The organism is Xanthobacter nonsaccharivorans (assembly GCF_043194755.2).
GTDB classification, from domain to species: Bacteria; Pseudomonadota; Alphaproteobacteria; order Rhizobiales; family Xanthobacteraceae; genus Xanthobacter; species Xanthobacter autotrophicus_G.
Map to the genome: position 1 here is coordinate 2,496,677 of NZ_CM195526.1, position 23,271 is coordinate 2,519,947.

18 protein-coding genes, 1 tRNA gene and 1 pseudogene are annotated in these 23,271 nt (G+C 69.2%); 5 read left to right on the plus strand and 15 right to left on the minus strand.

All coding sequences use genetic code 11. The annotated features are described in order from the left end of the window. Positions 1–385 precede the first annotated feature (385 nt). Together V5F59_RS11500 and V5F59_RS11505 are read right to left on the minus strand one after the other, a co-directional pair. Positions 386–1,240, minus strand: a complete 855-nt coding sequence (locus tag V5F59_RS11500) for an MBL fold metallo-hydrolase (protein ID WP_393977457.1) — start codon at positions 1,238–1,240, stop codon at positions 386–388. A gap of 411 nt (positions 1,241–1,651) precedes the next feature. Then, a tRNA-Pro gene (locus V5F59_RS11505) sits at positions 1,652–1,729 on the minus strand. A 251-nt stretch (positions 1,730–1,980) separates the two neighbouring features. Here V5F59_RS11505 and V5F59_RS11510 point away from each other — a divergent pair. After that, positions 1,981–2,340 carry a septal ring lytic transglycosylase RlpA family protein gene (locus tag V5F59_RS11510; protein ID WP_393977459.1) on the plus strand — a complete coding sequence of 120 codons (360 nt, stop codon included), beginning with the start codon at positions 1,981–1,983 and terminating at the stop codon, positions 2,338–2,340. 2,212 nt (positions 2,341–4,552) lie between these two features. Here V5F59_RS11510 and V5F59_RS11515 read toward each other — a convergent pair. The 11 genes and pseudogenes from V5F59_RS11515 to eno all read right to left on the minus strand — a co-directional run. After that, a pseudogene (locus V5F59_RS11515) lies at positions 4,553–4,822 on the minus strand (MerR family transcriptional regulator); the annotation flags it as partial. 189 nt (positions 4,823–5,011) lie between these two features. Next, on the minus strand, positions 5,012–6,340 hold the full coding sequence (gene hflX / locus V5F59_RS11520; RefSeq protein WP_393977463.1) for a GTPase HflX: 1,329 nt from the start codon (positions 6,338–6,340) through the stop codon (positions 5,012–5,014). 107 nt (positions 6,341–6,447) lie between these two features. Continuing rightward, positions 6,448–6,702 carry an RNA chaperone Hfq gene (gene hfq / locus V5F59_RS11525; protein ID WP_024279016.1) on the minus strand — a complete coding sequence of 85 codons (255 nt, stop codon included), beginning with the start codon at positions 6,700–6,702 and terminating at the stop codon, positions 6,448–6,450. Positions 6,703–6,851: 149 nt separating this feature from the next. Continuing rightward, entirely contained in the window at positions 6,852–7,709 is an 858-nt protein-coding gene (locus V5F59_RS11530; protein WP_393977465.1) for a D-amino-acid transaminase, read from the minus strand. A 9-nt stretch (positions 7,710–7,718) separates the two neighbouring features. Continuing rightward, positions 7,719–9,131 carry a potassium transporter TrkG gene (locus tag V5F59_RS11535; RefSeq protein WP_393977467.1) on the minus strand — a complete coding sequence of 471 codons (1,413 nt, stop codon included), beginning with the start codon at positions 9,129–9,131 and terminating at the stop codon, positions 7,719–7,721. 13 nt (positions 9,132–9,144) lie between these two features. Beyond that, positions 9,145–10,521 carry a Trk system potassium transporter TrkA gene (gene trkA / locus V5F59_RS11540; protein WP_393977469.1) on the minus strand — a complete coding sequence of 459 codons (1,377 nt, stop codon included), beginning with the start codon at positions 10,519–10,521 and terminating at the stop codon, positions 9,145–9,147. A 152-nt stretch (positions 10,522–10,673) separates the two neighbouring features. Next, the gene (gene ntrX / locus V5F59_RS11545; RefSeq protein ID WP_393977471.1) at positions 10,674–12,041 is read right to left on the minus strand and encodes a nitrogen assimilation response regulator NtrX; all 1,368 of its coding nucleotides are present in this window, start codon (positions 12,039–12,041) and stop codon (positions 10,674–10,676) included. 3 nt (positions 12,042–12,044) lie between these two features. Beyond that, positions 12,045–14,288, minus strand: a complete 2,244-nt coding sequence (locus tag V5F59_RS11550; RefSeq protein WP_393977473.1) for a sensor histidine kinase NtrY-like — start codon at positions 14,286–14,288, stop codon at positions 12,045–12,047. Positions 14,289–14,513: 225 nt separating this feature from the next. Further along, the gene (locus V5F59_RS11555; RefSeq protein ID WP_393977475.1) at positions 14,514–15,359 is read right to left on the minus strand and encodes an extracellular solute-binding protein; all 846 of its coding nucleotides are present in this window, start codon (positions 15,357–15,359) and stop codon (positions 14,514–14,516) included. A gap of 173 nt (positions 15,360–15,532) precedes the next feature. Further along, complete coding sequence (locus V5F59_RS11560) at positions 15,533–16,249, minus strand: metal-dependent hydrolase (RefSeq protein WP_393977477.1); 717 nt, start codon at positions 16,247–16,249, stop codon at positions 15,533–15,535. 199 nt (positions 16,250–16,448) lie between these two features. Beyond that, a complete protein-coding gene (gene eno / locus V5F59_RS11565; RefSeq protein WP_393977479.1) occupies positions 16,449–17,732 on the minus strand; it encodes a phosphopyruvate hydratase in 1,284 nt (427 codons plus the stop codon). 280 nt (positions 17,733–18,012) lie between these two features. Here eno and queF point away from each other — a divergent pair, with 280 nt between their 5' ends. The 4 genes from queF to V5F59_RS11585 all read left to right on the plus strand — a co-directional run bounded on the left by queF (position 18,013) and on the right by V5F59_RS11585 (position 21,327). Next, complete coding sequence (gene queF, locus V5F59_RS11570; RefSeq protein WP_393977481.1) at positions 18,013–18,465, plus strand: preQ(1) synthase; 453 nt, start codon at positions 18,013–18,015, stop codon at positions 18,463–18,465. An 81-nt stretch (positions 18,466–18,546) separates the two neighbouring features. Further along, positions 18,547–19,557, plus strand: coding sequence for a hypothetical protein (locus V5F59_RS11575; RefSeq protein ID WP_393977483.1), 1,011 nt, complete (start codon positions 18,547–18,549; stop codon positions 19,555–19,557). Positions 19,558–19,685: 128 nt separating this feature from the next. Beyond that, positions 19,686–20,393, plus strand: a complete 708-nt coding sequence (locus tag V5F59_RS11580; protein ID WP_393977485.1) for a glutathione S-transferase family protein — start codon at positions 19,686–19,688, stop codon at positions 20,391–20,393. A gap of 199 nt (positions 20,394–20,592) precedes the next feature. Continuing rightward, positions 20,593–21,327, plus strand: a complete 735-nt coding sequence (locus tag V5F59_RS11585) for a TetR/AcrR family transcriptional regulator (protein WP_393977487.1) — start codon at positions 20,593–20,595, stop codon at positions 21,325–21,327. Between the two features lie 9 nt (positions 21,328–21,336). Here V5F59_RS11585 and V5F59_RS11590 read toward each other — a convergent pair whose 3' ends face one another. Continuing rightward, the gene (locus V5F59_RS11590) at positions 21,337–22,338 is read right to left on the minus strand and encodes an AI-2E family transporter (RefSeq protein WP_393977489.1); all 1,002 of its coding nucleotides are present in this window, start codon (positions 22,336–22,338) and stop codon (positions 21,337–21,339) included. A 98-nt stretch (positions 22,339–22,436) separates the two neighbouring features. Continuing rightward, positions 22,437–23,261 (minus strand): sulfotransferase family protein, encoded by an 825-nt coding sequence (locus tag V5F59_RS11595; RefSeq protein WP_393977491.1) that lies wholly within the window; start codon positions 23,259–23,261, stop codon positions 22,437–22,439. Between the last annotated feature and the right edge of the window lie 10 nt (positions 23,262–23,271).

Below are 23,271 nucleotides of genomic sequence, written 5' to 3' on the forward strand. Positions count from 1 at the left end.
GGCCCTGCATGCGACCAGCCAACAGGGCCGGGGCGCCACGGCCCCGGACACCGTCCGCCTGACTTCCCGCAGGCGTGAACCGGCGCCGGCCGATCCTGATGACGCTCCGCGGGGCAATGCGGCCGAAACACCAATATGGAAGCGTGATTACGTAGCGGCATTGAAAGGGGATCAGCCCCACGTCCATGATTCGCAGAAGAGATATTATGGAACTAACGACCGTATGCTCCGAGGCGAGAACGCGAAGGCACACGCCGGGCACGGCCGACTTATCAGACCTTCAGTCCCGCTGAAATTTACAAAATATCCGTTTTATTCCTGTGCACTACATTGCCACATTCAAGCACCGCGCAAGCGCAGGAGCAGGAAGACACCTATCCTCCGGTCACGCCCCCACCGTTGCCGTCGCCTCGGCCGGCACGCGCGATTCGAAGCGCAGCCCGTCATGGGCCGGCACGATGTGGGCCGGCAGGCGGCGGACCAGGTCGGCGTAGTCCAGGTCTGTGTGCAGATTGGTGAGGATGGCATGCCGCGGCTTCATCATCGCCACGTGGTCCAGCGCTTCCTGAAGCGTGAAATGCGAAGGATGCGAAGTCTCGCGCAGGGCGTCGATGATCCACATGTCGAGATCACGCAGGTGGACCAGGCTGTTGTCGGGAAATCCGTTGACGTCGCTGGAGTAGGCGACATCGCCGAAACGGAAGCCGAAGGCGTCGATATCGCCGTGCCTCTGGCGGAACGGCAGGGCGGCGATGGGCCCGCCTGCCCCGTCCACCACGATCTCCCGCCCCTCGCGGAAGCGATGCTCCGTCAAGATGGGCGGATAGGCGCTGCCGGGCGGCGTCGCGAAGCAGTAGCCGAACCTGTGGTGCAGCGCCCGGGACGTCTCCTCGTCCACATAAATGTCCACCCTCCGGCGGTGCAGGATGGCGAGGGGCCGCAGGTCATCGATGCCGTGGGTGTGGTCCGCATGGGCATGGGTGATGAGCACCCCGTCAAGCGCCGTCACCTCGGCGTCGAGCAATTGCTCCCGCAAGTCCGGAGACGTGTCCACCAGCACCGTGGTCGTGCCCTGCGGACCCTTCCGTTCCACCAGCAGAGAGCAGCGGCGCCGGCGGTTGCGGGGATTGGCCGGGTCACACGCGCCCCATCCCTGCCCCACCCGCGGCACGCCGCCGGAGGAGCCGCAGCCCAGAATGGTGAAGGTCAGGCTTTCGCCGGGCGTGTGCGACAAAGGCATATCGGGCAACCTCGTTCCTCCGCCCGCGCCGGATGCTGCGTGGGGCGAGCGGATTCGCCGGAAAGCCTCATCTAAATCCTCACCGCCCCGACCTCCAAGCGCCACGGCGGAAGGGGCCACTTCAAGCGCTCAGGCAACCGCCTCCCATTCGGACCGGGACACGGGCCCGTGAACGACAAGACGAACTTTGGGCCAAGGCCAGAAACCGAATCGATTCCAGGGAGCTAGCCCCGAATGCTCGCATGCGGATTCGCCTGAGAAACCCAGCCTAAATGACCAAGCCACGCGGATCGAACGCGGCAGGCCCGGGCGCGCCACATCAAAGGCTGCCGCGAACGGCGCGCGTCATGCTGGATTGAGAAAGGCTGAGAAAAGGGCGCTCGGGCGAAGGGGATCCCGGCGGAGAAGGAATGGTCGGAGCGAGAGGATTTGAACCTCCGACCCCTAGTCCCCCAGACTAGTGCGCTAACCGGGCTGCGCTACGCTCCGACGTGGGGGACGGCTTAGACCATCACTTCGGTGACGACAAGTCCAAATCGGCCGGTGTCCCCATGCTCTTCCCCGAGGACGGTGCGGAGGCCCGGAGGTGCCCGCGCAAGCTGTGCCACAGAGCATGGATCGCGGCAAAAGTGTGGCTTGACTGTAGCGAATCGCCTCTCTTTTGCCGGCACATTGGGACACTCGCGCCCCATTCGGAGGTCATTCGGCGATCATCTTCAACAACACGGAAGTTTGATCGCATGAAGATTCGCGTGGTCCTGTCCTCAGCTGCCCTGTCCCTTTCGGCCGCCCTGGCCGTTTCGAACCCGGCAGCCGCGGACACCTCCACCGGCGTCGCCTCTTTTTATTGGCAAGGCCGTAGCACCGCGAGCGGCGAGCGCTTCAACCCCTCCGCCATGACGGCGGCGCATCGCTCCCTCCCCTTCGGCACCAAGGTTCGTGTCACAAATCTCCGCAACGGCCGCAGCGTGGTCGTGCGCATCAACGATCGGGGCCCCTTCGTGCGTGGCCGCGTCATCGACGTTTCCCGGGCCGCCGCGGGTGAGCTCGGCTTTACAGGCAGCGGGGTCACCCGCGTCTCCCTGGCGGTCATCGACTGACCGCTGAAGCACGTTCCCGCCGGATCCCCAGATGACCGGCCCGACGTTCGCTGTCTCAGGTTGAGACGCGGATCTCCCGATCAGGCGATTTTCGGCCTGATCGGGCCCCCCGAAATCAATCAGCGTCCCGCACTTCCTCACGGGCGCCCACCAGGCCTTCCATCAGCCTCCGGCATTCGCCGAGCTCGTACAGCACCGACTGCAGCCGGTGCACATCCTCGCGCGACAGCACCGGCGCGGCCACAGGCGCGTGACCCATCACCCTTGGCTCTGAACGCAGGTGCGGTGGCAGATATTGCTCCGGCGGCCCCTGCCGCAGCGGCTCGCGCGGGGGGCGGGCAAACGGCTCCCCCGCCGGTCCGGACTCAACCGGATAATCCGGCGCGCGGGCGTCGATCCGGGCGGACTGGGGCGGAGGCGGGGGAGGCGCCGCCGGCGGCTCCGGCCGGTTCCATGGCGGCGCACGGCGAGGCGCCTCGGCCTCACCCCGCCCGCCTTCCGTCCGCGCGCTCGAAGGCAATGGCGCAGATGCCCCCCGCCAGTCGGTGGGATGGGGCAGCTCTTCCTCGTCGATGGGTCCGATCAGCGGGCCGACTCGCGTAGCCCGGGGCAGGGCCTGCGGCGGCGCATCGCCCCAGGCATCGGCCCAGCTGTCGCGCCAATTATCACGCGTGGCATCGGCGCGCCCGTCGCGAGCCGCGGGCGGCATGCGGTCCCGCCGCGGATCCTCGCGCCGCAGATCCTCGTGCCGCAGGTCCTGGGCGGGGGCTGGCATCGGCGGCTCCCGCCTGTCGTGGGGCTGCGGCCCCGCGGGCGGCCTGCGCCGGTCTTGATCCATGCTCGCGGTCTCCGGAAAATCATCATCGCCCACGGGGCCGGCATCAAAGGGGGGTGGCGCGGAGGGGGGAGAAGGCGCCCTCTCCGGCAATGCCTGCCGGACGTCCTTCGCCTGGACCTCGTCGTGCCGGATTTCCTCCCGCCACGTCTCCTCGCGCCAGACCTCCTCGCCCCAGCTGTCCTCGCTCCAGACTTCCTCCACCCAATCGGTCTGCCGCCAGTCGCCATCCTGGAGGATGCGTCCCTGCCCATCTTCGCGCAGCGCGCGCGCCGGCGTGGGGGGCGGGGCCGGCTTGCGAGCGCGGGCCGGAATGTATTCTTCCGGCGGCCCCGGGTCGCGCGCCGCCTCACGCGGGGGGGCGCGACGGGGCGGCGCCTCCCGCTCAGGCTCCCGCGTCCAGCGGGCCTCCTCCCAGCCCGCGGCGCCCGGATGAGCATCCCGCGGGGCGGGCTCGCGCTCCTGCTCCAGGGCCTTCAGGCGGCGGATGCGGGCCTCGATGGGCTCCGACACGCCCTGCGCGCCGCCGAGCGGATCGTCGAGGAAAGGCAGCAGCGGGTCGTCCAGCTCCGCCGGATGGGGCGGGCGCGGCTGGGCGATGCGGGAGGCCGGCCCGCGCGAGGGACGTTGCAGGCTCAGGGCAGGCTCGACACGGGGATCACCGCGACGGCCATCTCGCTCCTCCCCCCTTGGCTCCTGCCTCCTGGACTCCTGCCCCTGGGGCAACGGATGGCGCTGCGGGAGGGCGTCGTCGTCCGCAAAGGAGGGCGGACGCAACCCCTGCTCCGGCGCGGCATCGAACGTGGGATCCCGCCGACCGCCGGAGGCGCGGGGGATGTCCTCATGGGGGTGCCGCTCTGGACGCGGCTCCTCCGGGCGACGGGGACGGGGCGGCGGCGGCTCGGGCGGACGCTCCAGAAGCGGCTCGCGCCGGGCGGCCTCCCGTGAGGGGGGCAAGTCCCGCGACGGCGGAGGCTCGCGCGGGTCGCGCTGCGGCGGATGATCACGCAGCGGAAGTGGCAGCGGCTCCATGCGCGGCCCCCTCGACGGGGGCTCTCGCGCCTCCCGCTCCCGCGGCTGGGGCGCGCGCTCGCCCTGGCCCGGAGGCGGCGCGCGACGGGCGCGCTCGGGCGGGCCGCGCCGCAGGGCCAGCGGCGGCACCGATGCATCGGAGTCCAAGTCCCGGTCGGCCTCCTGATCGGGGAACGGCAGGGGAAGCTCGGCGACGGGCGGCAGATCGGGCAGGCCGTCGTCCTCCCTGCCCTTCCCCTTGCGGCGCGGCAGAAGGCCGAGCAGCCCGCCAAAGGTGGTGCCGTCGGCCTCAAGGTCGCGCGGCGGGCGTGCCGTGCGCATCACCGCCACCTCGCGTTCGATGCCGAGGTCCTGCACATAGCGCACGCCCTGATCCTTCAGAATGCGTTGCGCCCCCTTGATGGTGAAGCCGTCCGTATAGAGGAGATGGCGGATGCCGCGCAGGAGGTCCACGTCCTCCGGACGGTAGAAACGCCTGCCGCCGGCGCGCTTGACCGGCTTGATCTGGGTGAAGCGCGTCTCCCAGAAGCGCAGGACATGCTGCGGCAGCTGGAGGTCGTCGGCGACCTCGCTGATGGTCCGGAAGGCGTCCGGAGCTTTCTCCGTGTCCCGCACGTCGCCCACCTGTGCCTGCCCCGCCCGCCCGAATCGCCCATTGCCCTGGTGGGAATCATAGCGGCGATGCGCACTTGCTCAAAGCAGCGCAAGTGCCGCGCGAAGCCGAACCCCCAGTTTAGCCGCGCCTTTGCGTGGGAGAAATCAGCTCGCGCAGTTAACCGCCTCTGAATACAGAAAAAAGGCGCCTCACAACGGGTGAACGCGCCGGGCCCCGAACCGGCGGGCGACAAGGTGCGCCCGGTCTGGCGGGAGACGCAGGGCCACGTGCACGGCGCCCGCCTCATCGGTGGAGCGCTCCAGCACCTCGCCGTGGCGATAGAGCCAGCCGAGCCCCTCCCCGTCCTCCGCTGGCAGCGTGACCTCCACGGTCACGCGGTCGGAGGTGATCCGCTGTTCGATGAGGGCGAGGAGGTCGTCTGTCCCTTCCCCGGTCAAGGCCGAGACCGGCACCGGCCCGTCGAGCGAGGCGAGGCGCTGCACCTGGTTCGCCACCTGCTCGCGCTCTTCCGGCGAGAGGCGGTCGATTTTGTTCCACACCTCCACCACCCGCCCGCCGGGCTGGGGATCGACGCCGAGGTCGGTGAGCACATCGGCCACGTCGGCCGCCTGGGCCTCGGTGTCGGGATGGGAGATGTCGCGCACGTGCAGGATCACGTCCGCCTCCAGCACCTCCTCCAGCGTGGCGCGGAAGGCGGCGACCAGCTGGGTCGGCAGCTCGGAGATGAACCCCACCGTATCGGACAGGATGATGCGCGTGCCATGCGGCAGGGCGACGGCGCGCAAGGTCGGGTCCAGGGTGGCGAAGAGCAGGTCCTGCGCCATCACCTCCGCCCGCGTCAGGCGGTTGAAGAGAGTGGACTTTCCGGCATTGGTGTAGCCGACCAGCGCCACCACGGGATAAGGCACCTTCTTGCGGCTCTTGCGGTGCAGGCCGCGGGTGCGCTTGACCTGCTCCAGCTCCTTCTCGATGCGCACGATGCGCTCGCCGATGAGCCGGCGGTCCGCCTCGATCTGCGTCTCGCCCGGGCCGCCGAGGAAGCCGAAGCCGCCGCGCTGGCGCTCGAGATGGGTCCAGGAGCGCACGAGGCGCGAGCGCTGGTAATTGAGGTGGGCAAGCTCCACCTGCAGCGTGCCCTCCTTGGTGCGGGCGCGCGTGCCGAAGATCTCGAGGATCAAGGCGGTGCGATCCACTACCTTGGTGGACCAGGCCTTTTCCAGGTTGCGCTGCTGCACGGGCGAAAGCGCGGCATCGAAGAACACGAGGTCCACCGCCTCGGCCCGCACCACCCCTTCGATCTCTTCCACCTTGCCGGTGCCGAGATAGGTGGCGGGGCGGATTTCCGACAGTGGAACGGTGGCCTGGAACACCACCTCCAGATCGATGGCGGCCGCGAGGCCCACGGCTTCGTCGAGACGCGCCTCGGGACTGCGGCGCTCGGGAGCGCCACGGGTGGCACGCTTGGACAGGACCGGGGTGATGACGGCGCAGCGGGTGGGCGGCGCACGGCGGTCCACACCGCCGCGCCCCTCCTTCTCCCGGGCGCGGGAGGGAGCCTCCCGCTGGCCGGATGCGTCTTCGTGTTTGCTTTTCAAAGCCTTGGCGCTATTGCGCTCCACGCTTCCTATGCCTTTTCTCCGCCGTCGTCGGTGGGATCGAACAGCTGGACCGGATGTCCGGGCATGATGGTGGAAATGGCGTGCTTGTAAACCAGTTGCGAATGACCATCCCGGCGCAGCAGCACGCAGAAATTATCAAACCAAGTGACGACGCCCTGCAGCTTCACCCCGTTCACCAGGAAGATTGTGAGAGGTGTCTTGTTCTTGCGGACGTGGTTGAGAAAAGTGTCTTGGAGATTTTGTGTCCGTTCCGCCGCCATTTTCGTATCCGTTTGTTTCGGCGTTGAGCCCACGACGGATACACGCAAACATTGTGCCTCCGCGTGAGAGTTAGATGCCTAGAATGGCACACCCCCATGGCGGCGCAATAATATTTTGCTCCGCAGCATAGGCTGGGCTGTGCGCAGCTTCAGCTGAGCGCCGAAAAGGCGTGGAATTTCAAGCGCAGGGCGGTTGCCACCGTGCCGGGAGCGCCATTCGCCACGGGCCGGTCGTCAATCCGCACCACGGGCATTACGACGGTGGTTGCAGCCGTGATGAAGGCTTCCGCGGCGCCATGGGCCTCGTCCACGGTGAAGGGGCGCTCCTCCACGGTGTAGCCGAGGGCGGCAGCCTCCTCCAGCACCACCGTGCGGGTGATTCCCCTGAGGATGCCGCTCTCCGCCGGGCGGGTCACGATCCTGCGGTCGGCCGTGACGATCCAGGCGTTGGTGGAGGCGCCCTCGGTGACGAATCCGTCCTGGTCCACGAACCAGGCCTCGCGGGCGCCGGCTTCCTTGGCCTGCTGCTTGGCGAGCACGTTGGGCAAAAGGGAGGTGGATTTGATGTCCACCCGCGGCCACCGATTCTCCGGCACGGTGATGACGCTGACGCCCCTGGCCGCGAGCGCCTCCTGCCCGCCCCGGTCGGACCGGCGGGCGGTGACCACCAGGCCGGGCATGGTGCCGGGAGCCGGGAAGGCGTGGTCGCGCCGGGCGACGCCGCGCGTCACCTGAAGATAGACCAGACCGTCCTTCACCCCGTTGCGGCGCACCACCTCGTGCAGCACGGCGGAAAGCGCCTTGCGCGTCATGGGCGTGGGGATGCGCAGCTCGCTCAGGGAGCGGTCGAGCCGGTCGAGATGGCGCGCCTCGTCCACCAGATGGCCGGCCCACACCTCGCACACCTCGTAGACGCCGTCGGCGAACTGGTAGCCGCGATCCTCCACATGCACGGTGGCATCGCGGTGGGGGAGATAGCGGCCGTTGACATAGGCAATGCGCGACATGGATCTGTCTCAGGTGCGCCAGAAGGCGAGATGGAGGACCACGAAGAGTCCGATGATTTCCAGCCGCCCCGCCACCATGCCCAGCACGCCGACGAGCACCGAGCCCGCAGGCAGGGACGAGATGGCGGGCCAGCCGCCGCCCGCCGCGTCGTAAATAGGCCCGGTGTTGGTGACGATGGCCGCGGCGCCGGCGATGGCCGCATCGAAGCTCGGCAGGCCGGGGCTGAGGGCCAGGGCGCACAGGCCGAACATGATGGCGAGGCACGCCGCCCCCGCCCAGATGCCGCGCATGGCGGAGCCGACGCCCCCCTCATAGGCGGCGGGCTGCATCAGGTGCGGATAGATGAGGCGCATCAGGTCGCCGCGGGTGCGCAGCAAAATGGCGCGCAGGCGCAGCATCTTGAGCCCGCCCGCCACGGAGAGCGCGCCGCCGCCCAGCAGCACCACCAGGATCACCAGGCCGGCCGGCAGGCTCGCATAGGTGCCGTCGCGCGGACCGATGCCGCTGGTGGAGACCAGGGAGGCTGCGGAGAACAGCCCGTCCCGCAGCGCTTCAACCGCCGGCACGTCCGCCACCCGGAACAGGATGGCGCCGAAGACGATGCCCACCGCCACGCACCAGCCGACCACGAGGAGGCTCTCCCCCTGCTCCGGCGCGGCATTGATGCGGCGGGTCAGCAGCGCCCGGTGCCAGCGCACGCTGGTGGCGCTCCAGATGAGGAAGGGCAGGAGGATCCACTTCGGCGCCTCGTCCAGCGTCAGCGCCAGTTGCGCCTCGGGCGGCAGGTGCGCGCCGGCCGAGACCACCGCGGTGGAGAGGGAGAAAGCCACGTAGAGGCTCTCCCCGTCCGCCAGCAAGGCGATGATGATGAGGAGCGTGACGCCCACATAGACGGGGGCCGTCTCCTTCAGCACGGCGAGGAGGTCCACCAGGTCGAGGGCGGCGCCGCCGCGCGGGCTGCGGTCGGGCAGGCCGCCGAGGCCGGCCGGCGCCAGCACCGCCACTGCCGAGACGACGGTGAGCAGCCCGCCCGCCCATTGCAGCAGGCAGAGCCAGACGAACAGGCTCACCGGGCCATGCTTCAGGGCGGTGAGCCCGGTGGCGGTGAAGGCCGAGACCGCCTCGAAGAAGGCCGCCAGCGGCGGCAGGCCGGAGGCGAGGGCGACGGACGGCGTGACCGCCAGCGGAACGAGCAGCCAGATGCCGGCGACGAGCGCGATGCCGCCGGTTCGCCCGAGGCGCATGGCCCGGCCCTGTGTGGTGAAGCGCAGAAGGCCGGCAAGGAAGATGCAGAAGGCGAAGGTGGCGAGAAAGACCGGCGCATGTCCCTCCCCGCCGCGTGCTGCCACCACGGCCGGGGCCAGAGCGAGCATGCCCGCTCCGGCGAGGACGGCGGACAGCGGGTTTGCGGCGTTGATCATCGCGGGCCGGGCTTCAGAAGAATTCAAGCGCCACGCGGAACAGCTGCTCCACGCGCTTGATGCGGTCGTTGAGGGCGAACAGCACCACCCGGTCGTGGGCGCGCACCACCGTGTCGCCGCGTGGCAGAAGCACCTGCCCGTTGCGGACGATGGCGCCGATGCGCAGCCCTTCCAGCAGGTCCAGGTCCTTCAGGGGCTTGCCGACGAGGGGGGAGGTCTCCAGCGCCTCGGCCTCGATCATTTCGCCCGAGCCGTCGAGCAAGGCATGCACGCCGCGGATGCGGCCGCGCCGCACGTGCTGGAGCACCTTGGAGACGGTGATCTGGCGCGGGTTCACATGCGCGTCGATGCCGAGGCCGCGGGCGAAGGTGGCATAGCCCTGCTCGTTCAGCAGCGAGAGGATGCGCTTCGCCCCGATCTGCCTGGAGAGCAGGCAGGAGAGGATGTTGATGCGGTCGTCGTTGGTGAGGGCGATCATGGTGTCCGCCTCGCTCACCCCCGCCTCGTCGAGGATGGCCCGCTCCAGCGCGTCGCCGCTCAGCACCACGGTGCGGGAGAGCACCTCGGCGATGGCCTGCGCCCGGTCGCGGTTGGCTTCGATGAGCTTCACGCGGGCGGCCGCGTTGCGCTTCTCCAGCTCGCTCGCGACGTAGTAGCCGATGTTGCCGCCGCCAGCGATGACGATCCGCTGGCCCGGCACCTCGTCATGCCCCAGCAGCGAAAGGCCGCGCCGCACCTGGTCCGCCCGGGCGACGAAGTAGACGATATCGCCCACCTGGAGCTGCTCGGTGGAGCGGGGCACCAGCGTGCGGCCGCCCCGGCTCACCGCCACGATGGTGGCCGGCATGTCCGGGAAAAGCTGGGTGAGCTGGCTCAGGGGCGTGTTCACCACCGGGCAGTCCTCGCCGCACAGCGCGCCCACCACCACCACCGCGCCGTCGGCGAAGGTCACCGTGTCGGTGGCGCCGGGCAGGGAGAGGCGGCGCAGCACCATCTCGCCCACCTCGATCTCCGGGGAGATGACGACGTCGATGGGCAACTGGTCGCGCGAGAAGAGATCCCGCCATTCGGGCGCGAGATAGGTCTGGGCGCGGATGCGGGCGACCTTGGTGGGCACGTTGAACAAGGCATGGCCCACCTGGCAGGCCACCATGTTCACCTCGTCGTGCAGGGTCACGGCGATGAGCATGTCGGCGGCCTCGATGCCCGCCTTGGCGAGCACGTCGGGATGCGAGCCCTGGCCCACCACGCCGCGCACGTCCAGTTGCTCGGTCACCACCTGGATACGGCGGGCGCTCGTGTCGATGATCGACACGTCGTTCTGCTCACCGGCGAGGCGCTCGGCAATGCCGAACCCCACCTGGCCCGCCCCGCAGATGACGACCTTCATGACCCCTCCCCCGGACGCCCCGACCCGACCCTCGGCCGGCGGCCAGCCCCACACCCCCGATGCAGCCCTTTTTCAGGGGGCCACGTCAACACGTCAGTCTTGCTTCCATCCCGCCGGAACGTCCGAGCCATGACGGAAGATAGTGATACAGCCTACCCTACCCCGAGAGCCTTTAGCTTTCGATGAAGGGCGGAGCGCTCCATGCCGACGAACTCCGCCGTGCGCGAGATATTACCGCCGAAGCGATTGATCTGCGCCGCGAGATACTCGCGCTCGAACACCTCTCGCGCCTCGCGCAGGGGCAGGCCCATCAAATGCTCGCCGCCGTTGCCGTTGGGCAGCGTCGGCACCAGAGCGCCCACGTCCGGCGGCAGCATGGCGGCGGTGATGGTCGCCTCCGGATCGCCGCCGGCGAGGATCAGCAGGCGCTCCACATTGTTGCGCAGCTGACGCACGTTGCCCGGCCAGTCGTGGGACTGGAGCACCGCCATGGCATCCTCGCCGATGGGACGCCGCGGCAGGCCGGTGCTCTGGGAGATGGTGTCGATGAAGAAGTCCACCAGGTCCGGAATGTCGTCGCGGCGCTCGGCCAGCGGCGGCACGCGGATCGGCACCACCGAGAGGCGGTGGTAGAGGTCCTCGCGGAAGCGGCCCTTGGCGATCTCCTCCTCCAGGTTGCGCCCGGTGGAGGAGATGATGCGCACGTCCACGCTGACCTTGTCGTTGGAGCCGACCCGGTTGAAGGTCTGCTCCACCAGCACGCGCAGCACGCGGTTCTGCGTCTCCCGCGGCATGTCGGCGATCTCGTCGAGGAAGAGCGTGCCGCCGTGGGCCTCGTCGAGGGCGCCGCGCTTGGTCTCCCTGCCCTCCCCCTCGGCGACGCCGAACAGCTCGTAGTCGAGGCGCTCCGGCGTCATGGCCGCCGAGTTCAGCACCACGAACGGCCCCTGGGCCCGCCCCGACGTCGCATGGACGAGGCGCGCGGTGAGCTCCTTGCCGGAGCCGGACGGCCCGACGATGAGGATGCGGCTGTTGGTGGGCCCCACCCGGTCGATGGTGGCCTTGAGCTGCTGGATGGCGCTGGAGCGGCCCACCAGCACCCGGCCGTGGGGGGCGAGCTGTTTCAGTTCCTTCAGCTCGCGCTTGAGGCGCAGCGTCTCCAGTGCCCGCTCGGCCACCATCACCAGGCGGTCGGCGTTGAACGGCTTCTCGATGAAGTCGTAGGCGCCGCGCTTGATGGCGGCCACCGCCGTTTCGATGTTGCCGTGGCCGGAGATCATCACCACCGGCACGTCGGGGTGCTGGGCCTTGATCTCGTTGAGCAGTTCGAGGCCGTCGAGGCGCGAGCCCTGCAGCCAGATGTCGAGGAACACCAGGTTCGGCCGCCGCGTGGCGAGCGCCGCAAGCGCTGAATCCGCATCCCGCGCCGTGCGGGCCGAATAGCCCTCGTCCTCCAGGATACCGGCGACCAGCTCGCCGATGTCGGCCTCGTCGTCGACGATGAGGATGTCCATGGCCATGTGTCAGGCCCTCCCTGTCTCAGGGACCGGTTGCGCCCCGCCCGCGCCGGCCGGTGGTAGTCCGTCCGCCCGCATGCGCAGCCTGACCCAGGCGCCGCGCCCCTCGGGCGAATCGTTCAGTTCGATGGAGCCGCCGTGCTCCTCCATGATCTTGCCCACGATGGCGAGGCCGAGGCCCGTGCCCTTCTCGCGGGTGGTCACATAGGGTTCGAGCAGCCGGCTGCGCTTTTCCTTGGGCAGGCCGGCGCCGTTGTCGATCACGTCGATCACGAGATCCTCGCCTTCCGCCTTGACGCCCACGTGGATGCGGCCCTTGCCGCGGTCTTCCTCCGGCACGCCCTCGATGGCCTCCGCCGCATTTTTCAGGATGTTGGTGAGCGCCTGCGAGATCAGCCGCCGGTCGAAGCGGGCCGGGAGCGAGGCGGGCAGCTCCGCCTCGAACGTCACGTCGGGATGGCCGACGCGCATGAGGAAGACCGCCTGCCGCACGGTTTCCGCAAGGTCCTGCGCATCCACGACAGGCTTGGGCATGCGGGCGAAGGAGGAGAATTCATCCACCATCCGGCCGATGTCGCCCACCTGGCGGATGATGGTGTCGGTGCACTGGTCGAACACGTCGCGATCCTGCGTGATATGCCGCCCATACTTGCGCTTCAGCCGCTCCGCGGAGAGCTGGATGGGTGTAAGCGGGTTCTTGATCTCATGGGCGATGCGCCGCGCCACGTCCGCCCAGGCGGAGGTGCGCTGGGCGGTGATGAGGGCGGTGATGTCGTCGAGGGTCACGACCCAGCCGTGATCGTCCGCCGCCGACTGCTCGGTGGTGAAGCGCACGGCGAAGGTGCGCTCGCGCCCGTCGCGCTGCACGGTGACGTTGCCCTGCACGATGCGCTGCTGGCCGGCGCCCCTCGCCTCCTCGATGAGGCCGGCGGTCTCGGGCACCACCTCGGCGAGCGGGCGACCGAGCGCCTCCGCCTCGGTGAGGCCGAGCAGCTTTTCGGCCGAGCGGTTGAGGATGGTGACGCAGGCCGCCGCATCGAGGCCGATCACCCCCGCGCCGACGCCGGAGAGCACGGCCTCGGTGAAGCGGCGGCGGCTGTCCATCTGGTCGCGGGCGGTGACCAGGGCGTTGCGCTGGGTCTTCAATTCGCTGGTCATGTTGTTGAAGGTGGCGCCGAGGGTGGCGAGGTCGCCCTCCGCGCCGTTGACCGGCACCTGCACGTCCAGATTGCCGGCCGCCACCCGGTCCGCCGCCCACATGAGACGGCGGATGGGCGCCACCAGCCATTTGGAGAAGTTGATGGCCATCCACACCGCCGAGAGCAGGACGATGAGGGTGATGAAGGAATACATGAGCGCGAAGGCGATCTGCACGATGAAGCGTCGCTCCTCCAGCGCGCGGTAGTCGGAGAGCGTCTGGCGCGTGACATTCAGATAGCCGATCACCCGCGGGTCGATGGGGCGGGCGACATAAAGATACATGCCGTCGAAGCCGGTGAGCGGCACCACCGCGCCCACGAAGTCGGCATCGGACGGCAGATAGATGATGGGCTGCTCCACCGTGGCGTCGCCGATGGCGATGTCCGGCGGCACGATGTACTCGCGATCGGTGCGCAGGTTCACCCGCTCGACGACCGACAGGTCGCGGCGAATCAGCTGCGCCCCCGGCAGGTTGCGCAGCGCCGCCTGTGCCGTGAGGATCTGGCGGAATTTCTCCATGTCCGTGTCATAGAGGTTCTTCATCCGCGAGATGTCGTTGCCCATGGCAAGCACGTCGCCGCGGATGGAGAGGGCATGCTCGCGCACATAGGTCTGCGCCACGGACGAAGCGGCGCCGACGATCTCCTGGGTGCGGGTGGAGAAATAGCGGTCGAGGCTGCGGTCGAGGGTGAGGCTCGCCACCACCGCCACCACGATGGCCGGCACCACCGCCACCCCGGCGAACAGCCCGACGATGCGCACGTGGAGCCGCGAGGCGGCCCGGCCTCGGGCCCGTGCCTTCAGGATGAGCCACACCTCCCGGGCGATGACCGCAACGAGGATGAGCACCGCCACGCCGGCGGCCGTGAGCACGCCCGTCACCACATGGGGGGTAGGAACGATGGAGGTGAGGCCCATGAGAATGAGGAAGGTGGCCACCGCCATGGCCAGCGACAGCACCACCACCACGGGCGCGAACAGGCGGGCGGCCACCAGCCTGCGCCTCGGCTTCGCGCCCTGCGCGGCCTGCTGAACCGGCTCGTCCATCATCTGCCCGAGGGTCCCCCCAATTCATCCCGGCCGCGAGTCACGGCTCCCATGATGCACTGGAACGACACTGGTGCAAAAATGTGACAGACGCATCCCCCTTCGCCTTATTGTCACCAGTGGGCACAGAAAGTCGGTAGCGGGGTGAATGAACTGGCGGTTTTTGCCGCAGCCGCCCTCCCCCGCCCTGTGACCGAAGGAGAAGGACGGAGGGCCGCGCCGTCCGAATCAGCGGGCGGCGGGCAGCGTCACGGGGATGAAGCCGAACTCGGCCAGCGTCTTCTGTCCGGCGGGGGAGAGGATGTACATGGCGAAGTCCGCCGCCGGCAGTCCGGCCGCATTGGAGAGGGTGAGGCCATATTCCGGGCCCACCGCCAGCTCCTTCGGTAGGGGCAGCACCAGGAAGCGGCCGGGCTCCGCCTTGCTGATCTCCTGCGTGCCCGAGCAGTAATAGATGGCCATGTCCGCGGTGCCTTCCCCGAGAGCGATGGCGAGCCGGTGCCGGCCCCCCACCGGCGTGGTGGTGGCGGCCCCGCCGAACACCTGCTGCGCCTTGCCCGAAAGCGCGGCGAAGGCGCCGGGGCGCTGCTTGTCGATTAGCTCGAACAGCTGCCAGGTGTAGTCGCCGCCGGGATCCGCCTTGGGCGTCGAGGTGGCCAGCCGCGTCTCCGGCTTGAGCAGCACGTCCACGAGGGTCTCCTGCGTCAGTGCCGCACCGGCCGGGGCGATGACGCACAATGCGTTGCGGGCGAACAGCACGCTGTCGCTGGCGAGGCCCTTCTCGGTGAGCGCCTGGGCGTGGGGCAGAGCGGCGGAGGCGAAGATGTCGAAGGCGCCGCCATTCTCCAATTCGTTCCGCAGCACGCCGGACGGCCCCCATTTGGTGGCCACATGGTCCTTGGGGTGGGTGCGGCCGTAATCCGCGATCATGGCGTTGAACGCGCCGGTGAGGCTGCCGGCGGCGACGAGGCGGATCTCCTCCGCGGTGGCGGAGGTCGTGGGCAAGGCAAGAAGCAGGAGGGCGCAAAGACGGGCACGAATGGCCACGCGGCAGGCGGCGCTTGAGATGCGCATGGGAAAAGGCTCCGGAGCTATAAACACGCTATATTCATGTGAATATATCTTGCGCGTCAACGCGACCATGGCCTCAAGGGCTTTCCTCCGCGACGCCGGCGAGCCGGAGCGGGGCTAAAACACAGATGGCCGGCTCAAGGCCGGCCATCCGGAGCAACAAGAGGGAACGCGGCTCAGACCTCGAAGGAGCCGCCGCTCTGCGGCACCACCACCTTCACCGGGTGGTCCTTCAGGGCCGCCACGAAGGGGGCGGCGTCCTGCACCAGGATCGGGAAGGTGGCGTAGTGGCAGGGCACCACCACCTCGACCCCCGGCAGGAAGCGCTTGACGGCGAGGGCCGCCACTTCCGGGCCCATGGTGAAGCGGTCGCCGATGGGCATGAACACCACCTTCGGCTGGTGGATCTCGCACAGCAGCGCCATGTCGGAGAAGATGTCGGTGTCGCCCATGTGCCAGACGGTGGGCTGGCCCGGCGCCTTCACGATGAGGCCAGTGGGGTTGCCGAGATATTCGGACGGCTTGCTGTCGCCGCCCGAGGAGTGATCCGCCCGCACCATGGTGACGGTGAAGCCGCCGCAGTCCAGCGTGCCGCCGGTGTTCATCATCTGCCCCACGTTGCCGGCACCGCGGGCGGCGAGGAAGGAGCAGAGCTCGGGGTTGGCCACCACCGGCAGGGTCTGGCTCGCGTCCGCCGCGTCCTCCACGAGGGAGATGGTGTCGCCCACATGATCGCCGTGGCCGTGGGTCAGCAGGATGTGCGTGACCCCGCGGGAGGCCTCCTCCACGGTGGAGCGGAAGCTCGGGTTGCCCGTGAAGAACGGGTCGATGAGCACCACCTTGTCCGCGAAATCGAGCCGGAACGCGGCGTGGCCATACCAGGTGATCTTCATGAAACGGCGCCTCGGACTTTGGTGCGCTCGCGCGCGGGACGGGATCGGGCGCGGAGTATCCCGGAAGGGCCCTGACGGCGCAACGGCGGACGCGGGCCATGCGCGCAGAGGCCTCAGCCGCAACAGGTCCCGCAAAAGCAAGCGGCCCCTCCCCCGATGCCGGGAGAGGGGCCGCGAGCAGCCTTGAGCGCGCGTCAGATCAGGCGAGGGCCTTCAGCGCGGCCTTGCCGGCATAGCGGGCGGAGGCGCCCAGCTCCTGCTCGATGCGCAGCAGCTGGTTGTACTTGGCGGTGCGGTCCGAGCGGGCCAGCGAGCCGGTCTTGATCTGCCCGCAGTTGGTGGCCACCGCGAGGTCGGCGATGGTGGCGTCCTCGGTCTCGCCCGAGCGGTGGGACATGACGGCGCGATAGCCGGCCTTGTGGGCCATCTCCACCGCGTCCAGCGTCTCGGTCAGGGAGCCGATCTGGTTCACCTTCACCAGGATGGCGTTGCCGACGCCGTCCTTGATGCCGCGGGACAGGCGCTCGACATTGGTGACGAACAGGTCGTCGCCCACCAGCTGGCACTTGGTGCCGATGGTGTCGGTGAGCAGCTTCCAGCCGGCCCAGTCGTCCTCGGCCATGCCGTCCTCGATGGTGACGATGGGATAGCGGGCCACGAGGTCGGCCAGGTACTTCACCTGGGCCTCGATGTCGCGCACCTTGCCCTCGCCCTCATAGTGGTAGGCGCCGTCCTTGAAGAACTCGGTGGAGGCGCAGTCGAGGCCGATATAGATGTCCTCGCCCGGCTTGAAGCCAGCCTTCTCGATGGCGCCCATCACGAAGTCCAGGGCCGCCTCGGCGGAGGCGAGGTTGGGAGCGAAGCCGCCCTCGTCGCCCACGTTGGTGTTGTGGCCGGCGCTCTTCAGGCCGCTCTTCAGCGTATGGAACACCTCGGCGCCCCAGCGCAGGCCTTCCGCGAAGGAGGAGGCGCCGGCGGGCAGGATCATGAATTCCTGGAAGTCGATGGGGTTATCCGCATGGGCCCCGCCGTTGACGATGTTCATCATCGGCACGGGCAGCACGCGGGCGTTCACGCCGCCCACATAGCGGTAGAGCGGCAGGCCCTTGGAGATGGCCGCGGCCTTGGCCACCGCCAGCGACACGCCGAGGATGGCGTTGGCGCCGATGCGGGCCTTGTTCGCGGTGCCGTCGAGCGCGAGCAGGGTGGCGTCCACATGCGCCTGATCCTCGGCCTCGAAGCCGCCGATGGCGTCGAAGATCTCGCCGTTCACGGCCTCCACGGCCTTGGTCACGCCCTTGCCGAGATAGCGGCCCTTGTCGCCGTCGCGCAGCTCCACCGCCTCGTGGGCGCCGGTGGACGCGCCCGACGGCACGGCGGCGCGGCCCAGCGCACCGTCTTCGAGCACCACGTCCACCTCGACGGTGGGGTTGCCGCGGCTGTCCAGGATCTCGCGTCCGATGATATCGACGATGGCGGTCATGAAAATTCCTTCCCGAACGTCATCCGGCGCGGCATGCCACGGGGAAGGACTTACGATCGCCCCCCTGCCCCGGCCGCAACCGGGCGCCGGAAGGCCCCTGCCCCCCAGGCGCGGTGCTTCTAGCGCGATCCTTCCGGTGGCGAAAGCCGCTTTGCCGCAAAACACCTTGGCGGCTGTTGAACAATGTCCGCCGCAGGATTAGAGCGGGCGGGAATGACGCGCGCCACGGTGCGCGCTGCGCGCCGTGGCCCAGGCCGGCGCCGCTCCAAGGATCCGATACATGACCGACCGTCCCCTCCAGCTCGGCGCCCAGACGGCGCTTCCCGCCTCACCCGAGGAAGCGGTGCTCGATCGCGTGCCCAACCCGCATCCCGATGCCGACTACGTGGCGCGCTTCACCTGTCCGGAGTTCACATCCCTGTGCCCCGTGACCGGCCAGCCGGACTTCGCCCACCTCGTCATCGACTATGTGCCAGACCAGCATCTGGTGGAGTCGAAGTCGCTGAAGCTGTATCTCGCCTCGTTCCGCAACCATGGCGCGTTCCACGAGGATTGCACGATCGCGGTGGGCAAGAAGCTGGTGGACCTGCTGAAGCCGCGCTTCCTGCGCATCGCCGGCTACTGGTATCCGCGCGGCGGCATTCCCATCGACGTATTCTGGCAGACGGGTAAGCTGCCGGAAGGCACCTGGCTGCCCGACACGGGGGTTGCGCCGTATCGCGGTCGCGGGTGAAGCTGTCCGTGCCGGGAACGTCCCCTGGGGAGAGGGCCGGCCCGGCACGAGGAAACGAAGCGAGCTCCAAGGAGCAAGCCCATGGCCAAGCTCATCGTGACGAATGGCGATTCCGCCGTGGACCGGCTGCGGGCCGCGGGCATCGCCGGCCATCTTCTTCCCTGGCAAGACATGCTGCACGACGGCCCCGTTCCGGCCGGCCCCGTGCTCGAGGAAGTCTCGGACGTGCGCGCCGATTTCCTCTCCGAGGCGCTGGGCCTGCCGTTCGACGAGGTGCGGGCGGACTTCGCCCATCGCGACGCGCAGATCGAGGTGCACAGCGCCTACCGCGAGGTGGAGCTGTGGTTCGAGCACGACCTCTACGACCAGCTCCAGCTGATCCAGCTGCTGGACTTCTTCGCCCATGAGGAGGAGCGCATGGGCCTCTTCCTGGTGCAGGCCTCCCATTATCTGGGCGTGATGGAGGCCAACGACATGCGCGCCCTCGAAGAGCGGCGCCAGCCCGTCACCCATCTCCAGCTGGAGACCGCCCACGAGGCCTGGGAGGCCTTCACCGCGCCCACCCCCCGGCCGCTGGCGGCCTTCCTCGCGAAGGCCCATGACGCCCTGCCCCACCTCGCCCCGGCGCTGGAGCGGCTGATCGCCGAGCTGCCCGCGCCCAGGACCGGCCTGTCCCTCACCGAGGAGCGCATCCTGCGCAAGCTGAAGGACGGCCCCATGAAGGTGGCCCACCTGTATGCGGCCGTGCATTCCATGGACGAAGCGCAGTTCCTGGCGGACCTGCCGTTCTTCCTGCGGCTCGACGGGCTCGCCTTCGCCCATGTGCCGCTGATCACCGGCCTGCCCTTCCGCTCCAGCGAGGCGCCGGGCCTGCACTTCACCTCCGGCGACGACAGCGCGGCCGCGCGCACCTACCGCGCCTATGCGGCGGCCGAGATCAGCCTCACCCCGGCCGGCGCCGCGGCGCTCAAGGGCGACTTCGACCATGCCTGCGAGAATGCGGTGGAGCGCAGCGTCGGCGGCACCCATGTGTGCCCCGGCGCCATGTGGCGCTACGATCGCACCCGCAAGACCCTCGTCGCACCGAACTGAGGCCCGCGCCCCGCCTGCGACGGGGCGCGCGCTGGTTGACACCCGCCCGGCCGCCGCGAAAGATCGGCGCCCGTTACCTTCAGCGATGCCTTGGAGCGGGCCCTGGTCCCGCGCCTGCGGAGACCTCCGTGACCTTTGCCCCTGCCCTTCGCCTCTACGAGCTCGCCGCCGCCGATCCCGCCCTGCGCTTCAGCCCCCATTGCTGGAAGATCCGCATGGCGCTTGCTCACAAGGGGCTTCGGGCCGAGGGCATTCCGTGGCGCTTCACCGACAAGGAGGCCATCGCTGCCACCGGCCAGGGCCTGGTGCCGGTGCTGGAGGATGACGGGCAGGTGATCCATGAATCCTGGGCCATCGCCGTCCATCTGGAGGCGCGCCATCCGGACCACCCCTCCCTGTTCGGCGGGCCGGCGGGAGAGGCGCTGACCCGCTTCGTCAACAGCTGGGCGGATGCGGCGCTGGTCGGGCCGATCGCGCGGGTGATCGCCCTCGACATCCATGCCCGCGTTCACGACCGGGACAAGGCCTATTTCCGTCAGACGCGGGAAAAGCGCTTCGGCATGACCCTCGAAGAGGTGGTGGCCGAGCCGGAGCAGAAGCTCGCCGCCTTGCGCGCCGCCCTCCTGCCCCTGCGACTGATGCTGAAGGCGCAGCCCTTCATCGCCGGCGACGCTCCAGCCTATGCGGATTACTGCGTGTTCGGCATGTTCATGTGGGCGCGCTGCATCAGCCCCATCGAACTGCTGGAACCGGACGACGCGGTGCACGCCTGGCGCGAGCGCCTGCTGGACGCCTTCGGCGGCCTCGCCCGCGCCGCCCCCTGTGTCGCGCCCTGAGCCTCGGCCCTGGGCCGGGGCGGACGCAGAAACTGTTTCCATCCGGGCGGTGAGCGCTCTAAAGCGTTTGGGGCGCAACGGATAAGAAACGGGAGCGGAGCGAGGGGTGAAGGCATCCAAGACGCCTGCGGCAAGGGCTGCCCCGAAGCCTCCCGCCAAGAGGGCGGGCGGAACGAGGATCGGCGCGAAGAAGAGCGCCGTGGCGAAGCGGCCGGCGCCGCGCACGCGCCTCGATCCCGCCGTGCGCGAAAAGATGATCCTCGACGCGGCGGTGGAGTTCTTCGCCGAGCACGGCTTCGCCGGCCAGACCAAGGAGCTTGCCGCCCGCATCGGCGTCTCGCAGGGGCTCATCTTCCGCTATTTCGACACCAAGCAGACCCTCGTGGAACGCGTCTACGAGAGGGTGTTCCTGGAGCGCTGGTCGCCGTTGTGGGAGCGGGAGCTGAAGGACCGCGCCGTGGCCTTCCCGGCACGGATGGAGCGCTTCTACCGCGCCTATCTCGATGCGGTGGACGCGGAGCAGTGGATGCGCGTCGCCATGTTCGCGAGCCTTGCCGGCCACGACATCACCAACCGCTACATCCAGACCCACATCGAGCCGGTGCTGGAGATCATCCTCAAGGAGGCCAACGCGTATTGCGGCCGCCCGGACGACGGCCCCGTCGGCCCGCTCGACCGCGAGCACGCCTGGCACCTGCATTCGGCCTTCATCTATTATCTGGTGCGCAAGCACATCCACCGCCTGCCGGTGCTGGAGGACAAGGCGGCCCTGGTGACACGGCTGGTGACCGCCTTCATCGCCGGCTATGCCGCCTTGCCCGCCACCTCGCCGGCCGCGGAGGCACCCGGACGCGAGCCGGCTCCGCAAAAATCCCGGCCGCGCAGGCCGGTGTCCCGGAAAGCGACCGCGCGGAAGGCCTCCACCGGCGGCTGAGCGCCGGCGTCAGCTCTCCACCCTGGCCTGCCCGCGCGCCTTCAAGGCGGCGAAGGTGAGCACGGTGAGGGGAGTGGCGAGCACCACGCCCATCACGCCGAACACATTGCCGAAGGCCACCACCGCGAACAGCGTCACCGCCGGCGGCAGCGACACCATGCGCTGCTGGAGCAGGGGGGTGATGATGTTGCTCTCCGTCTGCTGGACGATGACGAAGACGAGCAGCGTCCACAGGCCGGTATCGACGCCCAGGGTCAAGGCGATCAGCACCGCCGGGGCGGCGGAGACCACCGGGCCCACCATGGGCACGAATTCGGCGAGGCCCGCGAACAGGGCGAGGGCCAGCGCCGAGGGCACGCCGACGATGCTGAGGCCGACGAAGGTGAGGATGCCCACCACCACCATGGCGATGAGCTGGGCCTTGAGGAAATGCCGCAGGTCCTCGGAGATGGCGAGGATCCGCCTCTCCACCGCGTCCCGGTCGGGCTCGGGCCACATGGACAGGAACAGGCGGCGGTAGAGATCCGGCGAGGCGGCGAAATAGATGCCGCCCACCACCACCAGGAAGCTGCCCAGCAGCACCTGGAACACGTTGGTGGTCAGCCCCTGCACCGCCGAGAGCACCGTTTCGCCGGAGGGGGCGGCCGCCTCGGCCCGGCGCAGCAGGTCGTCGCTCATGCCTTCCAGATGGAAGCGCTGCTCGAAGGCCTTCCACGCGTCTGGCAGCTCCTTCACGAGCTCGCTCACCTGCTCCTGGATGGTGGCGCCGAACAGGTAGAGCGCGAGCCCGATGCCGCCGAAGACCAAGAAGGCCACCGGAAACACCGCATAGCGCTCCGGAAACCGGGTGAGCCTCGCGAACGGCTCGGCCAGCGCATGCAGCGCCAGCGACAGCAGGATGGCCGCGAACACCTGCAGGATGACGTCCACGATCCGGAAGGAGAAATAGGCCAGGGCCAGAACAATGCAGGCGATGGCGACGCGCCGTGCCACGACCCAGTCGGAAGCCATGCTCGTCCTCGCTCCCCTGCCCTCGCCCGGCCGCAGTATACCGGCCGGGCCGCCCGCCGCCACGCCCCAAGGCGCTCCGTCCACCGCCGGTGAAGCCCTCAGAACGGGCGGAACACGGCGGAGACGAGATCCAGCGTGCGGCAGGCCGCCCTGTCGTCCGGGTCGGCGATGAGCCGCTTCATGGCGTCATAGGTGCGCGCCGCGAGGAAGCCGCGCCACGAGCCGTTGCCGGGCGGCGGCAAGGCGTGATGCTTCAGGTCCGGCTTCAGCGCGCCGTCGATCTCAGCGATGCTCTCCGGCGGGAGGGCGGGCCAGGGCTCGCCCAGCTGGCGGGCGGCGCGGTCCATGGTGCCGCGCCAGTCCGCCATCAGGTCGTCGAAGGCGACCACGGTGCGCGGCTGGCCACGGGTGGCCCGCTCGGCGTCCAGGGTGTAGCGCAGCCAGATGCCGAGCCCCTTGCCCATGGTGTACTGGTCGCGCTTGGCGACGGAGGCCGCCACCTCGCTCGGGTTGCGCAGGGCGAGCATGGGCGAGATGCGATAGCCCGCCTCGGCCAGCGCCGGGCCATAGATGGCCATGAGGCGCGAGATGCGCGGGTCCTTCAGCACGATGGCGGGGGCGTCGCCATATTCGTCGGCGAGGGCGCGGCGCACCTCGTTCAGCAGGCCGCTGGCGCGGGCCACGGCCATGGGGTCCGCCACCATGCGCTTGCGGGACGACCATTTGTGGCCGCAGGCTTTCAGGATGCGCTCGTCGAGGTCCATGAAGACCTCGCTCTCCCAGAAGCCCGCCTCGTTGGCCGAGGTGGCGGCCATCAGCGTGCGTGGCGCGGAGAAGCCCATGAGGTTGATGATGCGGGTGAGGGCGGAGGTGCCGCTGCGGTGCATGCCGAGCACCAGAACGGCGCGCTTGTCTGAGGTCACGCGCTTATCC